The organism is Rhodobacter sp. 4.3.4 (assembly GCF_058724655.1).
Genome location: NZ_CM178967.1, coordinates 2631773 through 2644387, shown reverse-complemented (window position 1 = coordinate 2644387; position 12615 = coordinate 2631773). Strand labels below are relative to the sequence as shown.

Here is a 12615-nt window from a genome sequence, read left to right as displayed (position 1 = left end):
AGGAAACGACGAACGGATGACGGAACGAATGATGCGGCATTTTCCCTCGCTTCTCGGATGGGTTCTGACGGCCGGGCTGGCGCTGGGCACCGCCGCGCCGCTGCAGGCGCAATCGGCGGGGGATTTCGCCCCGGCGATCACCGTCAACGGTCTGGCGATCAGCGGCTATGAAATCGCCCAGCGCGCCCGCTTCATGGAGCTGCTGGGGGCGGGGCAAAATGCGCGCAAGATGGCCGAGGAGGCGCTGATCGACGACCGGCTGCAAAGCTGGAAGGCGCGCAGCCTTGGTGTGTCCGTCTCCTCCGAGGCGGTGAGCCGCGGCATGGCGGAATTCGCTTCCCGCGCCAATCTGAGCCCCGAAGATTTCCTCAAGGTTCTGGCCGAGGCCGGGGTCGAGGCACAGACCTATCGCGATTTCGTCACCTCCGGGGTGACCTGGCGCGAGGTGATCAAGGCGACCTATGGCGGCGGCCGGATCCGGATTTCCGATGCCGAGATCGACCGGGCGCTGGCCCATGAGGCGCCCAGGGGCGCCGAGCCCGAGCCGCCGAAGGTGCTGGTCTCGGAAATCGTGATCCGCAATTTCCCCGGCCGCGATGCCGAGACCATGGCCAAGGCGCGCAAGGCCGCCGCGGCGAAGACCGAGGCGGAATTTGCCGCGCTGGCAAAAGAGCTGTCCTCGGCCAAAAGCGCCAGACAGGGCGGGCGGCTGGACTGGATGCCGGTCACCGCGCTGCCGCCCGAAGTGCGCGAAACCGTGCTGGGGCTGCGGCCCGGCCGCGCCTCGGCGCCGGTCCAGACGCCGAATTCGGTGTCGGTCTTCTTCCTGCGCGGATTGGACGAGGGGGCGCCGCTGACGCCGCAAACCGCGGCGATCGGCTATGCGACGTTGCTTCTGGGGGCCTCCGGCTCGCCCGAGGCCGCCGCCCTGCGCGCCCGTGCCGAGGCCGATGCGCAGCGCTGCGACGATCTTTATTCGGTGGCGGGCAAGCTTCCGCCCGAGCGGCTGGAGCGGGTCGAGGCGGCGCGGTCCGGGCAGATCCCGGCCGATATCGCCCGGCTTTTGCCGCGGCTCGATCTGAACGAGATGCAGGTGATCACGCGCGGCGGCAATGACGTGCTGGTGATGCTCTGCGATCGCGGCCGGGCGATCAATGCCGCGGTGGGCGAGACCGGCCCCTCGCGCGAGGCGGTGCGGGATCAGCTTTTGAACGCGCGGGTGGGCGCCCTGGCCGACCGGATGCTGGCGCAACTGCGCGCCGAAGCGGTGATCGTGCGGAAATGAGCCTGCGCGCAACCGAGGTGGCGGGGATCGAGCGGCCGGTGATCCTGACCTGCGGCGATCCGTCCGGGGTCGGGCCGGAACTGGCGGTGCGGGCGAGCCAGGCGCTGGGGGCGCGGCTGCCCTTTGTCTGGCTGGGCGATCCGGCGCATCTGCCGCGCGGCGCGGCGGTGCGCGAAATCGACACGCCCGAGCAGGCGATGACCCATGCCGGGGCGGCGCTGTGCGTGCTGCCGCATCCGTTTCCGGCGGCGGCGGTGCCGGGGCAACCCGATCTGGCGAATGCGCAATCGGTGATCGACGTGATCGCGCGCGGTGTCGATCTGGTGACGCGCGGCGCGGGGCTGGCGCTGACCACGGCGCCGATCAACAAGAAGGTGCTCAAGGACGGGGCGGGCTTCGCCTTTCCGGGCCATACCGAATATCTGGCGCATCTGGCGGGCGGCGCGCGGGTGGTGATGATGCTGGCCTCGGAGCGGGTCGATCCGCCCTGCCGCGTCGTGCCCGCGACGATCCACATTGCCCTGCGCGAGGTCTTCGACGCCTATACGCCCGCGCTTCTGCGCGAGGTGGTGCGGCTGACCGCCGAGGGGCTGCGGCGCGATTTCGGCCTTGAAAATCCGCGGCTTGCGGTGGCGGGGCTGAACCCCCACGCGGGCGAGGGCGGCGCGATGGGGCACGAGGAAATCGACTGGATCGCCGAAGTGGTCGTGGGGCTGCGCGCCGAGGGGCTGGCGGTGACCGGCCCCCTGCCGCCCGACACGATGTTTCACCCCGCGGCGCGGGCGCGCTATGACGCGGCGATCTGCGCCTATCACGATCAGGCGCTGATCCCGATCAAGACGCTGGATTTCGACGGCGGCGTGAATGTGACGCTGGGGCTGCCCTTCGTGCGGACCTCGCCCGATCATGGCACGGCCTATGATATCGCGGGCACCGGCAAGGCCAGTCCGCAGAGTCTGATCGCGGCCTTGACGATGGCGGCGAAGATGGGGGCCGCGCGGCTGTGACGCGCCGCCGGGGGTTTCACACCCCCGGACCCCCGTGGGATATTTGAGGCAAGATGAAAGGGAAGGACGGGCTTTGGCTGCGATTGACGGGCTGCCGCCCTTGCGCGAGGTGATCGCGACCCATGAGCTGGTGGCGAAAAAGGCTTTGGGGCAGAACTTTCTGCTGGATCTGAACCTGACCGCGAAGATCGCGCGGGCGGCGGGGGATCTGACCGGCTGTGACGTGCTCGAAGTCGGGCCCGGGCCAGGCGGGCTGACGCGGGGGCTTCTGGCCGAGGGCGCGCGGCGCGTGCTGGCGGTGGAGAAGGACAGCCGCTGTCTGCCCGCGCTGGCCGAGATTGCCGCGCATTACCCCGGGCGGCTCGAGGTGATCAACGGCGATGCTTTGGCGGTCGATGTGGCTTCGCATCTGACGCCGCCCATTCGGATCGCGGCGAACCTGCCCTATAATGTCGGGACCGAGCTTCTGATCCGCTGGCTGACCCCCGCGGTCTGGCCGCCGTTCTGGCAAAGCCTGACCTTGATGTTTCAAAAAGAGGTGGCGGAGCGGATCGTGGCGAAGCCCGGCAGCGATCACTATGGGCGGCTTGCGCTTTTGGCGCAGTGGCGGGCCGAGGCGAAGATCGTCATGGTGCTGCCGCCCGAAGCCTTTACCCCGGCGCCGAAGGTGCATTCGGCGGTGGTGCATCTGACCGCCTTGCCCGCGCCGCGCTTTCCCGCCGATCCGGCGGTGCTGGAGCGGGTGGTGGCGGCGGGGTTCAACCAGCGTCGCAAGATGCTGCGCTCCAGCCTGAAGGGGGTGCATCCGCGCATCGAGGCGCTGCTGGAAGAGGCAGGCATCGCGCCGACCGAGCGGGCTGAGCGGGTGAGTCTGGAGCAGTTCTGTCATCTGGCCCGGCTGGTGGCCGCGGGCTGACCCGGCTGCCCGATCCGGCTGTCTGAAACGAAAACCGCGCCCGAAGGCGCGGTTTTTTCATTCTGCGGCAGAGCCTTCGGGCGGTGCTTCGGCGGGCCGCTCGGCCTTCGGCTTGTCGCTGCGCGGCTTGCGCGGGGCGCGGCTGCGGGGCTTCGGCGCGGCGTCGGATTTTGCCGGGGCCGGGGGGGCCTCGGGCGTCGCGGCGGCGTCGGTTTCAGCCGGAGCCGCTTCGACCGGGCGCGGCGCGGGGCTGCGTTTTTCGGCGCGCGGCGCTTCGGGCTGGCGGGTTTCCGGCGTTTCGACGAGGCCCGGGCCGTCGTCTTCGGCAGCGGCGAAGAAATCGGGCATCAGCACCGGCGCGCCTTCATAACGGGGCTGCGGCGCCTCCTCGAAGCGGACCGGGTCCGGTTGCTGCGGCTCGCGCGGTTCCCGCTCGGGCCGGTCGCGGAAGTTGCCGCTCTGGCCGCCCTGCTGCGCGTTGCCGCCGGTCTGATTGCCGTTTTGCTGGTAATTGCGGTTGCGCTCTTCCTGCTCGCGGGCCAGTTCGCGCTGCGCCTCGCCCAGCAGGCGGGTGTAATGTTCCGCATGTTGCAGGAAGTTCTGTTCCGCCACGCGGTCATTGCCCAGCTGCGCATCCCGCGCCAGCGCCAGATATTTCTCGATGATCTGCTGCGGCGTCCCGCGCACCTTGCCCTCGGGGCCGGAGCTGTCGAAGACCCGGTTGATGATATTGCCGATGCTGCGCTGGCGGTTCGACTTGTTGCGCGAACGGGACTTGGAGGATCTCATGAGCCTGCGTCTGTTGGACCCTTGCGGGTGGAAGGTCTGGGCCGGACCGGATTTGGGCGCCCGTCTGACCGGGGTTCGAAACCCGCAGGCAGCGCCTGCAAACGGAACCGACCCTGGAAGGAAGCTGACCGGGGGGGAGGACGAAAACCATCCCCTCACGCGGTTGCACTAAACACTTCGGGCGCAGTGGTGCAAGACGGAATCAGGCGCGGCGGGGGAAAAGATCGTGAAAATCTGCCGATTGCGCCCGGAAAACCGCGTTTCGGGGCTCAGGGCCGCCGTTCAGCGCCGCCGTTCAGCGCCGATGCGCCAGCACCACGCGATCGCGGCGGCCCAGATCCTGCCGGACCTCGAGATCGGCAAAGCCCTGCGCGCTCAGCATTGCCGAAACTGCCGCCGCCTGGGTCGGGCCGATCTCCAGCGCGATCCGCCCGCCGGGCCGGAGCCGGGCAAAGGCCCCGAAAGCAATCGCCCGATAGGCGCCCAGCCCGTCGCCGCCGGGCGTCAAGGCGGTGTGGGGTTCCCAGTCGCGCACATCGGGGGCAAGATCGGCCATCTCGGCCTCGGTGATATAGGGCGGGTTCGAGACGATCAGGTCAAACCGGCCCTCGACGCCGTGAAACCAGTCGCCCTGCACGAAATGCGCGCGTTCATGCAGGCTCAGACGCTCGGCGTTTTCCTGCGCCACGGCGAGCGCGGATGCGCAGATGTCGGTGGCCACGCCCTCGGCCGCGGGGCGTTCGGCCAGCAGGCTGAGCAGGATGCAGCCGGTGCCGGTGCCCAGATCCAGAACCCGCTCGAACGGTTTTTCCAGCGCCACTTCCACCAGCAGCTCGGTTTCCGGCCGCGGGTCAAGCGTCGCCCGCGTGACCCGGAACTCGTGTTTCCAGAACGCGCGATGGCCGGTGATCTGCGCCACCGGCTGACGCGCCTCGCGGGCGGCAAGGCATTTGAGAAACTGCTTGTGGCGCTCTTCCGGGAGCTCGGAATGGATCGACAGGTAAAGCCGCTCCGGCGGCACCTCCATCACATGGGCGAGCAGGCGGCGGGCATCGGTGGCGGCGCCGCGGATGCCCGCACCCTCAAGCTGGCGCGTGCCCAACATCAGCGCGATCTGTGCCTTCATTCGTCCATCTCCGCCAGTTTGGCCGCCTGATCATGGGCGACAAGCGCATCGATCACTTCGCCCAGATCGCCCGCCAGGATCTGCGGCAGGGCGTAAAGGGTCAGGTTGATGCGGTGATCGGTCATCCGCCCCTGCGGGAAGTTGTAGGTGCGGATGCGTTCCGAGCGATCGCCCGAGCCGACCTGAGCGCGCCGGTTCTCGGCCCGTTCGCTGGCCAGTCGGTCGCGTTCGATCTCGTAAAGCCTGGCGCGCAGCACGGCCATCGCATTGGCGCGGTTCTGGTGCTGGCTCTTTTCGGACGAGGTGACGATGATGCCGGTGGGCAAATGGGTGATGCGCACGGCCGAGTCGGTGGTGTTGACGTGCTGCCCGCCCGCGCCCGAAGACCGCATCGTGTCGATGCGGATGTCACTGGCCGGGATGTCGATGTCGACCTCTTCGGCCTCGGGCAGCACGGCGACGGTGGCGGCCGAGGTGTGGATGCGCCCGCTCGCCTCGGTTTCGGGGACGCGCTGCACCCGATGCACGCCGGATTCGTATTTCAGCCGGGCAAAGACGCCTTCGCCCTCGATCCGGGCCATGGCTTCCTTGACGCCGCCAAGCTCGGTCGCGGTGAATTCGAGCCGTTCAAAGCGCCAGCCCATCCTTTCGGCGTGGCGTTCATACATCCGCCACAGGTCATGGGCGAACAGCGCCGCCTCTTCGCCGCCGGTTCCGGGGCGGATCTCCAGGATCGCCGGGCGGGCATCGGCGGCGTCTTTCGGCAACAGCGCCAGCCGCAGCGCCTGTTCCATCGCCGGGATGCGGGCTTTCAGCCGCGGCAGCTCTTCCTCGGCGAGCGCCTTCATCTCGGGGTCGGCCAGCCAGCCCTCGGCCTCGGCCAGATCGTCGAGCGACTGGCGATAGGCGGCGATCTCGGTGACGACCGGGCGCAGCTCGCTGTATTCGCGCGAGAGCGCGGCGATCTCGGCCGGGGGCAGGGCCGTGTTCAGCTTCGCTTCGAGAAATTCGAAACGGGCCGTGATCTGGGCAAGTTTGTCGAGCGGTACCATGGGGTCATCTGACCGAGACCGGGCTGCGGGTCAAGGGCGGGCGGGGGCGCTGCCCCCGCACCCCCGGCGTATTTTCCCCAAGAAAAAGCAGGGCGCGGGCTTGCTCATGCCGGTTCGGCGGCGCGTTTTTCCATCAGGTCGCGGAAGGCCGGACGGCTTTGACACAGATCGAGCCAGCCGGAGAGGCGGGGAAATTGCGCCATCAGCCGGGTGTGGGCCTGGGCGTAGCGGATGATTTCCGCCATGTTGATGTCGGCCACGGTGAAGCGCCCGCCGACGATGTGGCTATGCGTCGTCAGATGGGTTTCCAGCGCCTTGAACGGGCGTTGCAGCTGCGCTGAGGCGGCGGCGATCTTCGCCTCGCCATTCTCGGTCGCCGCCTCGCCGCGCGCATAGGCGAAGGAAATGTCCAGCGCCGGGCCCTCGATCGCGGTGGCGCCGTAAAGCGCCCATTGCAGCATCTGCGCTTCCTCGCGCAGGTCTTTCGGCGCCAGCGCCCCGCCCGCCTTTTTCGCCATGTAAAGGTTGATCGCCAGCGATTCCGACAGCACCAGCCCCGCATCCTCCATCACCGGGATCGCGCCTGCGGGCGAGAGCTTGAGGAATTCCGGCGTGCGGGTGTTGAAGGGCGCCTCGGGGTGAGAGGCGTCGATTCCCTGCGCTTCCAGCCGATAGGCCTGGATCACCGGCTTGAGCTGCCAGTCGAGCCCCAGTTCCGTCGCCGCCCAGATGTTGCGCGTCGCGCGCGAGCGGTACATGCCGTAAAGTGTGATCATCGGTCCCTCCTGTTTTGCTCATGCTGCGCCGGGATCGGCGCCGAGGGAAGGCGGAAAATGCGACGGCCGGATGACGGTTTCTTGACCCGTATCAAGGCGATTTTCAGCTTTCCCTGCCAGGCTCGGGCGGACAGCAGGGAGGGTTTCGGATGGAAGATCATGTCACTGCGGGGGCGCCGCAGGCCGCCACCGAACCGCCGCCGCAGGCGGAGGCCGCCGGGCCGGAGCCCGCAGCCGAGGCTGTGCCCGAAGCTGTTCCCGAACCCGCTGCGGGCGAAAGCGCCGCGCTGACCGGGCCGCAGGAATTCCCGACGCTTGATGCCGCGAGCGTCCGCAAGGCCTTCGAGAGCGGCAAATATCCCTATCCGCGCCGCATGGGCCGTGTGGCTTACGAGCGCGAAAAGGCGCTGTTGCAGACCGAATTGCTCAAGGTGCAGCGCTGGGCGCAGGAGACGGGCGAGAAATTCGTCATCCTGTTCGAAGGCCGCGACGCCGCGGGCAAGGGCGGCACGATCAAGCGTTACACCGAACACCTGAACCCGCGCTTTGCCCGCGTCGTGGCGCTGAACAAGCCCTCGGACGAGGAACGCGGGCAGTGGTATTTCCAGCGCTATGTGCGCTGGCTGCCCACCGCGGGGGAAATGGTGTTTTACGACCGCAGCTGGTACAACCGCGCCGGTGTCGAGCGGGTGATGGGCTTTTGCACCCCCACCGAATATCTGGAATTCATGCGTCAGGCCCCCGAATTCGAACGCATGCTGGTGCGCTCGGGCATCCGGCTTTACAAATACTGGTTCTCCGTCTCGCGCGAGGAGCAGCGGCGGCGCTTCACCGAACGCGCCACCGATCCGCTCAAGCGCTGGAAACTCTCGCCGATCGACATGGCAAGCCTCGACAAATGGGACGATTACACCGAGGCGAAGGAGGCGATGTTCTTTTATACCGACACCGCCGATGCGCCCTGGGTGATCATCAAGTCGAATGACAAGAAGCGGGCGCGGCTGAATTGCATGAAGCATTTCCTGTCCTCGCTCGACTATCCCGACAAGGATCCGGCGATCGTCACGCCCCCCGATCCGCTGATCGTCGGCCATGCCAGCCATGTCGTGCATGGCGCGGCGCATATCCTGGCCAGTGCGCTGCACCCCGGGCGGCGCGGCCCCGCGGCAAGGGCGAAAAGCTGAAGTCCCTTGCGTGAATCCCGGCCCCGGCCCATCTTGGGGCGGGGCAACGGGGGACGGGCCATGTGGGACGAACGGTTTTCGGGCGAGGATTATGTCTACGGCACTGAGCCGGCAGATTTTGTCGTGGCGCAGGCCTGGCGGCTGGCGCAGGGGGCGCAGGTGCTCTCGGTTGCCGAGGGCGAGGGGCGCAATGCGGTGTGGCTGGCTGCACAGGGGCTGTGCCTGCATGCGCTGGATGGCTCTGCCCCGGCGCTGGCGAAAGCGCAGAAGCTCGCCGCGGCGCGGGGGGTGAGCCTGGGCACCGAACTGGCCGATCTGGAGCGCTTCATCTGGCCTGTCGCCGCCTATGACGCGGTCTTCGGCGTCTTCATCCAATTCGCCCCGCCCGCGCAGCGCAGCGCGATGTTTCGCGGCATGGCGCAGGCGCTCAAACCCGGGGGCATGTTGTTTTTGCACGGTTTTTCGGTGCGGCAGCTGGCCAATGCCTCGGGCGGTCCGAAAGAGGTCGCGCAACTCTGGACGCTTGATCTGTTGCGCGCGGCCTTTCCCGGCTGGGAGATCCGGCACCAGGCCGATTACGACGCGCAGCTGGCCGAGGGCGCCGGGCACAGCGGCAAGGCGGCGCTGATCGACTTTGTTGCGGTCAAACCGGCAAGATGATGGCGGCCTGTGATCTCGTCACAGACAATTTATTGCCCGTGGCATAGACGGAACCGTGCTTGTCGTGCGTTTAGTAAGCTCGATGCACTGACCCCAACCCTTTCAGGAGATGACGCATGCGCAAAATCCTTCTCGCTCTTCCGGTGGCCGCCCTTGTTCTGGGCTCTGCCGCCTATGCCGCGGATACCAAAGAGGTTCTTGAAGCCCGCGAAGCCTATTTCAAATCGCTTGGCAAATCGATGAAGGCGATGACCGGCGTGGCCAAGTCGTTTGACGCCGAGGCCGCCAAGGCCGAAGCCGCGGCGCTGGAAAAGATTCTGGCGACCGATGTGGCGCCGCTGTTCCCGGCGGGCACCTCGAGCACCGATCTGCCCGGCCAGACCACCGCCAAGGCGGCGATCTGGACCAACATGGCGGATTTCGGCGCCAAGGGCAAAGCGATGAATGACGCCGGTGCGGAAGTGATCGCCGCGGCCAATGCCGGTGATGCGACCGCCTTCGGCGCGGCGCTGCAAAAGCTGGGCGGCACCTGCAAGGCCTGCCACGACGACTACCGCGAAGAAGACTGATCTGTCCGGGGCGGGGGAAACCCCGCCCCTTCTTCCTTTCCGTTGAAGGTATTGCGCGATGACCGACATGACCGATTCCGCCCCGAAACGCCGCCCGATGATCTGGGATCCGCTGGTGCGGGTGTTTCACTGGACGCTGATGATCTGCGTCGTGGGGGCCTGGATTCTGGGCGAATTCGGCCCGGACATCATGACGCTGCATTTCTGGCTGGGCTATGTGGTGGGGGGCCTCTTGCTGATCCGCCTGCTGTGGGGCTTTGTCGGCCCGCGCACGGCGCGGTTTGCCAATTTCGTCACCGGGCCGGGGCCGGTCTTGCGCTATCTGCTGACGCTGCCGAAGCGCCAGCCGAGCCATACGCCGGGCCACAATCCGCTGGGCGGCTGGGCGGTCGTGGCGATGCTGGTGCTTTTGGGCCTGCAGGTGCTGACCGGGCTTTTCGTCGGCACTGATGATTACGTGAACATGGGGCCGCTGTCGGACTATGTCTCGGAAGATGTGAACAAGCTGGTGCTGAGCTGGCACAAGAGCCTTGCGCCGCTGATCCTGGCACTGGTCGGGCTGCATGTGGCGGCGATCTTCTTCTACCGGCTGTGGAAGCGCGAAGACCTTATCACCCCGATGATCACCGGGCGCCGTCCCGACTGAGCCATATGGACGGCGGCAGGGTTTCGCGCTAACTTGTGCGCATGACACAGGTTAACATTCCCGCAGGGCAATCCGGCCTTGCCGCCAATATCCGCGCCACTCTGGTTCTGGGCCTGCCGATGATCGGCTCCAACGTTGCCCAGATGGCGCTTCACGTCACCGACACGATCATGCTGGGCTGGTATGGCGTGGCCGAACTGGCCGCCGTCGTCCTTGGATCGTCGTTCTTCTTTTTCCTCTTCATCCTCGGCTCGGGCTTTTCCTATGCGCTGATGGGGCGGATCTCCGCGGCGCTGGGCGCGGGCAATGTCACGCAGCTGCGCCGCGACACAAGGATGGGGCTCTGGATCTCGATCGGCTACGGGCTGGTTGCGATGCCGGTGCTGTTTGCCGCCACGCCGATCCTGCGCGCGCTGGGGCAGGACCCGCATCTGACCCGGCTTGCCAGCGATTTCCTGTCGATTGCCGCTTTCGGTCTGGTGCCGGCGCTGGTCGTGGCGGTGCTGCGCGCCTATCTGGGGGCGCAACATCGCGCGCAGGTGGTGATGTGGGTCACCGTGCTGGGGGTGGGCGTCAACATTTTCGGCAACTGGGCCTTTGTCTTCGGCAATTTCGGCGCGCCCGAGCTGGGGGTGCGGGGGGCGGCGCTGTCTTCGGTGCTGGTGCAGACGACTTCGGCGCTGCTGCTGGCGGCCTATGCCGCATGGCATCCGAAGCTGCGGCAGATCCAGCTGTTCACCCGGTTCTGGCGCCCGGATTGGGAGGCGATGCGGGCCGTCGTGCGGCTGGGCCTGCCCGCCGGGCTGACGCATCTGTCGGAGGCGGGGCTGTTTCAGGCCTCGGCGCTGATGATGGGCTGGCTGGGCACGGTGCAGCTGGCGGCGCATGGGATCGCGCTGGAGCTGGCCTCGCTGACCTTCATGATCCACATGGGGCTGTCGAATGCGGCCACCGTCCGGGCGGGCCATGCTTACGGCGCCGCCGATCCCGCGCGGCTGCGCGCGGGCGCCAAGGCGGCGGTGCTGATGTCGATGGTCTTTGCCGGTCTGACGATCGCGGTCTTTCTGGCGATGCCGGAAACGCTGGTCGGGCTGTTTGTGGACCGCACGAAACCCGAGGCGGCCGAGATTCTGGTCTTTGGCGCGCATCTGCTGGCGGTGGCGGGGCTGTTCCAGCTGTTCGATGCGGCGCAGGTGATGGCGCTGGGCCTGTTGCGCGGCGTGCATGATACCCGGGTGCCGATGGTGATTGCCACGATCAGCTATTGGCTGGTGGGGGTGCCCGCCAGCTACATCCTCGCCTTCCGCTTCGATCTGGGCGGGGTGGGGCTGTGGCTGGGTCTGGTGATCGGGCTGGCCTGTGTCGGTATCACGCTGATGGTGCGGTTCTGGCGCGGCCCCTGGCTTAACGGAACGCCCGCAGATAGTGGCCTTCGTAAAGCCGCTTGAGCCAGTGCAGCGGTTTCAGCGCGGGCAGGGTCAGGTTGATCTTGCCGCGGCGGAACACCAGCATGCCGCTGTCGAGACTGTCCATGATGCAGATGAGTTCGGGCCGGAACGGCGTCGCCGGCTCCAGACCCTTTTCGATCGCGGCGATGTTGGCGGCGATCGCCTGCGCCTGCAGATCGGCCTGATGCGCCTGTTTCGGCAGCCAGTCCGGCCCCGGATAGGACCCGGCATCGCCTGCCACCCAGACGCCCGGCTTGCCCGCGACGCGGCAGAGCGCATCGGCTTCGATCATCTTGCCCGGCGAGAGCGGCAGATCGGTGCCCTCGAACCAGGAAAGCCCGGTCATGCCGGGTTGGAACAGGATCAGATCGGCCGCGATCTCGCCCGCCTCGGTCACCACCTTGTCGGGCTCGATCCGCACCATCTTGTGCCCCAGATGCGTCTCAATGCCGCGCCGTTTCATCTCGGCCAGAATGCCGTCGACCGCCTTTTCGCCCAGCCGCTGCCCGGGCCGGTCCGAGGGCGAGAAGAACACCAGTTTGAACCGGTCGCGGCGCATCTGCTGGCGCAGCAGCGTGTCGAGGATGAACAGGTATTCGAACATCGGCCCGCCGCGGATCGCCCCCGGCTCATTCGGGTTCGTGGCCATGCCGATGGCGATGGTGCCGCCCTCAAGCGCATGAAATCGCTCGGAAATCGCCTGCGCCGGGGCCAGCCCCTCGCAGGGGATCAGCGCATGTTCGATGCCGGGCAGCTTGCGCAGGAACCGCGCCCCGGTGGCGATGATCAGGTGATCGGCGGAAATCACCTGCCCGTCGAGGGTGGTGACGCTGCGGGTGCCCGCATCCAGCGTGCTGACCGCGGTTCGCAGGAAGCGCACCTTGTGGCGGGCAAGGAACGGGGCCAGCGGGATCTGCAACTCCTCGATCTCGCGCAGACCGGAGGGGATCCAGATCGCCGAGGGCAGGTAATGCAGGCTGTCCCGCGGCGAGATCAGGGTGATCTCGGCCTTCACGCCGCGCTTGCGCAGCGCGCGCACCGCCGTCAGCGCTGCAAAGCCCGAGCCGAGGATGACGATATGGGTCATGGGGGCCTCCTTGCATTCCATTTTTCGAATGCAAGGCTAGCCCCGCGCCGCCCGTTCAGGCAAGCAAAAC

At 67.4% G+C, this 12615-nt stretch carries 13 protein-coding genes; 8 read left to right on the top strand and 5 right to left on the bottom strand.

What is annotated here, in order from left to right; all coding sequences use genetic code 11:
- The first annotated feature begins 16 nt into the window (after positions 1-16).
- The 3 genes from AC4PTB_RS12975 (at position 17) to rsmA (ending at position 3208) form a co-directional block, all read left to right on the top strand.
- Entirely contained in the window at positions 17-1285 is a 1269-nt protein-coding gene (locus AC4PTB_RS12975; protein WP_492190349.1) for a peptidylprolyl isomerase, read from the top strand.
- Positions 1282-2292 carry a 4-hydroxythreonine-4-phosphate dehydrogenase PdxA gene (gene pdxA / locus AC4PTB_RS12970; RefSeq protein WP_492190348.1) on the top strand — a complete coding sequence of 337 codons (1011 nt, stop codon included), beginning with the start codon at positions 1282-1284 and terminating at the stop codon, positions 2290-2292. The genes AC4PTB_RS12975 and pdxA overlap by 4 nt, the downstream gene beginning before the upstream one ends.
- A gap of 73 nt (positions 2293-2365) precedes the next feature.
- Entirely contained in the window at positions 2366-3208 is an 843-nt protein-coding gene (rsmA, locus tag AC4PTB_RS12965) for a 16S rRNA (adenine(1518)-N(6)/adenine(1519)-N(6))-dimethyltransferase RsmA (RefSeq protein ID WP_492190347.1), read from the top strand.
- 57 nt (positions 3209-3265) lie between these two features.
- Here the strand turns inward: rsmA and AC4PTB_RS12960 are convergent, their stop codons facing one another.
- The 4 genes from AC4PTB_RS12960 to AC4PTB_RS12945 form a co-directional block, all read right to left on the bottom strand.
- Positions 3266-3997, bottom strand: coding sequence for a DUF4167 domain-containing protein (locus tag AC4PTB_RS12960; protein WP_492190346.1), 732 nt, complete (start codon positions 3995-3997; stop codon positions 3266-3268).
- A 295-nt stretch (positions 3998-4292) separates the two neighbouring features.
- Entirely contained in the window at positions 4293-5123 is an 831-nt protein-coding gene (gene prmC, locus AC4PTB_RS12955) for a peptide chain release factor N(5)-glutamine methyltransferase (RefSeq protein ID WP_492190345.1), read from the bottom strand.
- Positions 5120-6175: a peptide chain release factor 1 gene (gene prfA, locus AC4PTB_RS12950; protein WP_492190344.1), complete on the bottom strand. Its 1056-nt coding sequence runs from the start codon at positions 6173-6175 to the stop codon at positions 5120-5122. Before prfA ends, prmC begins: the two co-directional genes overlap by 4 nt.
- Positions 6176-6279: 104 nt before the next feature.
- Entirely contained in the window at positions 6280-6951 is a 672-nt protein-coding gene (locus tag AC4PTB_RS12945; protein ID WP_492190343.1) for a glutathione S-transferase family protein, read from the bottom strand.
- A gap of 149 nt (positions 6952-7100) precedes the next feature.
- Between AC4PTB_RS12945 and ppk2 the strand changes: the two genes are divergently transcribed.
- From ppk2 to AC4PTB_RS12920, 5 genes are all read left to right on the top strand, one after another.
- Entirely contained in the window at positions 7101-8135 is a 1035-nt protein-coding gene (gene ppk2, locus AC4PTB_RS12940; protein WP_492190342.1) for a polyphosphate kinase 2, read from the top strand.
- 60 nt (positions 8136-8195) lie between these two features.
- Entirely contained in the window at positions 8196-8795 is a 600-nt protein-coding gene (locus AC4PTB_RS12935) for an SAM-dependent methyltransferase (protein WP_492190341.1), read from the top strand.
- Positions 8796-8911: 116 nt separating this feature from the next.
- Positions 8912-9364: a c-type cytochrome gene (locus AC4PTB_RS12930; protein ID WP_492190340.1), complete on the top strand. Its 453-nt coding sequence runs from the start codon at positions 8912-8914 to the stop codon at positions 9362-9364.
- Between the two features lie 58 nt (positions 9365-9422).
- Positions 9423-10010: a cytochrome b/b6 domain-containing protein gene (locus AC4PTB_RS12925; RefSeq protein ID WP_492190339.1), complete on the top strand. Its 588-nt coding sequence runs from the start codon at positions 9423-9425 to the stop codon at positions 10008-10010.
- Between the two features lie 41 nt (positions 10011-10051).
- Positions 10052-11458, top strand: coding sequence for an MATE family efflux transporter (locus AC4PTB_RS12920; protein ID WP_492190338.1), 1407 nt, complete (start codon positions 10052-10054; stop codon positions 11456-11458).
- On the opposite strand, the gene AC4PTB_RS12915 is transcribed toward AC4PTB_RS12920, so the two are convergent.
- Complete coding sequence (locus tag AC4PTB_RS12915; RefSeq protein WP_492190337.1) at positions 11415-12545, bottom strand: NAD(P)/FAD-dependent oxidoreductase; 1131 nt, start codon at positions 12543-12545, stop codon at positions 11415-11417. The two genes, AC4PTB_RS12920 and AC4PTB_RS12915, sit on opposite strands and share 44 nt — an antisense overlap.
- Between the last annotated feature and the right edge of the window lie 70 nt (positions 12546-12615).

Bases quoted from the DNA above. Each gene is read 5' to 3' on its own strand.
- AC4PTB_RS12975 (WP_492190349.1), top strand. From the start codon at position 17: ATGACGGAACGAATGATGCGGCATTTTCCCTCGCTTCTCGGATGGGTT.
- pdxA (WP_492190348.1), top strand. From the start codon at position 1,282: ATGAGCCTGCGCGCAACCGAGGTGGCGGGGATCGAGCGGCCGGTGATC.
- AC4PTB_RS12960 (WP_492190346.1), bottom strand. From the start codon at position 3,997: ATGAGATCCTCCAAGTCCCGTTCGCGCAACAAGTCGAACCGCCAGCGC.
- prmC (WP_492190345.1), bottom strand. From the start codon at position 5,123: ATGAAGGCACAGATCGCGCTGATGTTGGGCACGCGCCAGCTTGAGGGT.
- prfA (WP_492190344.1), bottom strand. From the start codon at position 6,175: ATGGTACCGCTCGACAAACTTGCCCAGATCACGGCCCGTTTCGAATTT.
- AC4PTB_RS12945 (WP_492190343.1), bottom strand. From the start codon at position 6,951: ATGATCACACTTTACGGCATGTACCGCTCGCGCGCGACGCGCAACATC.
- ppk2 (WP_492190342.1), top strand. From the start codon at position 7,101: ATGGAAGATCATGTCACTGCGGGGGCGCCGCAGGCCGCCACCGAACCG.
- AC4PTB_RS12935 (WP_492190341.1), top strand. From the start codon at position 8,196: ATGTGGGACGAACGGTTTTCGGGCGAGGATTATGTCTACGGCACTGAG.
- AC4PTB_RS12930 (WP_492190340.1), top strand. From the start codon at position 8,912: ATGCGCAAAATCCTTCTCGCTCTTCCGGTGGCCGCCCTTGTTCTGGGC.
- AC4PTB_RS12925 (WP_492190339.1), top strand. From the start codon at position 9,423: ATGACCGACATGACCGATTCCGCCCCGAAACGCCGCCCGATGATCTGG.
- AC4PTB_RS12920 (WP_492190338.1), top strand. From the start codon at position 10,052: ATGACACAGGTTAACATTCCCGCAGGGCAATCCGGCCTTGCCGCCAAT.
- AC4PTB_RS12915 (WP_492190337.1), bottom strand. From the start codon at position 12,545: ATGACCCATATCGTCATCCTCGGCTCGGGCTTTGCAGCGCTGACGGCG.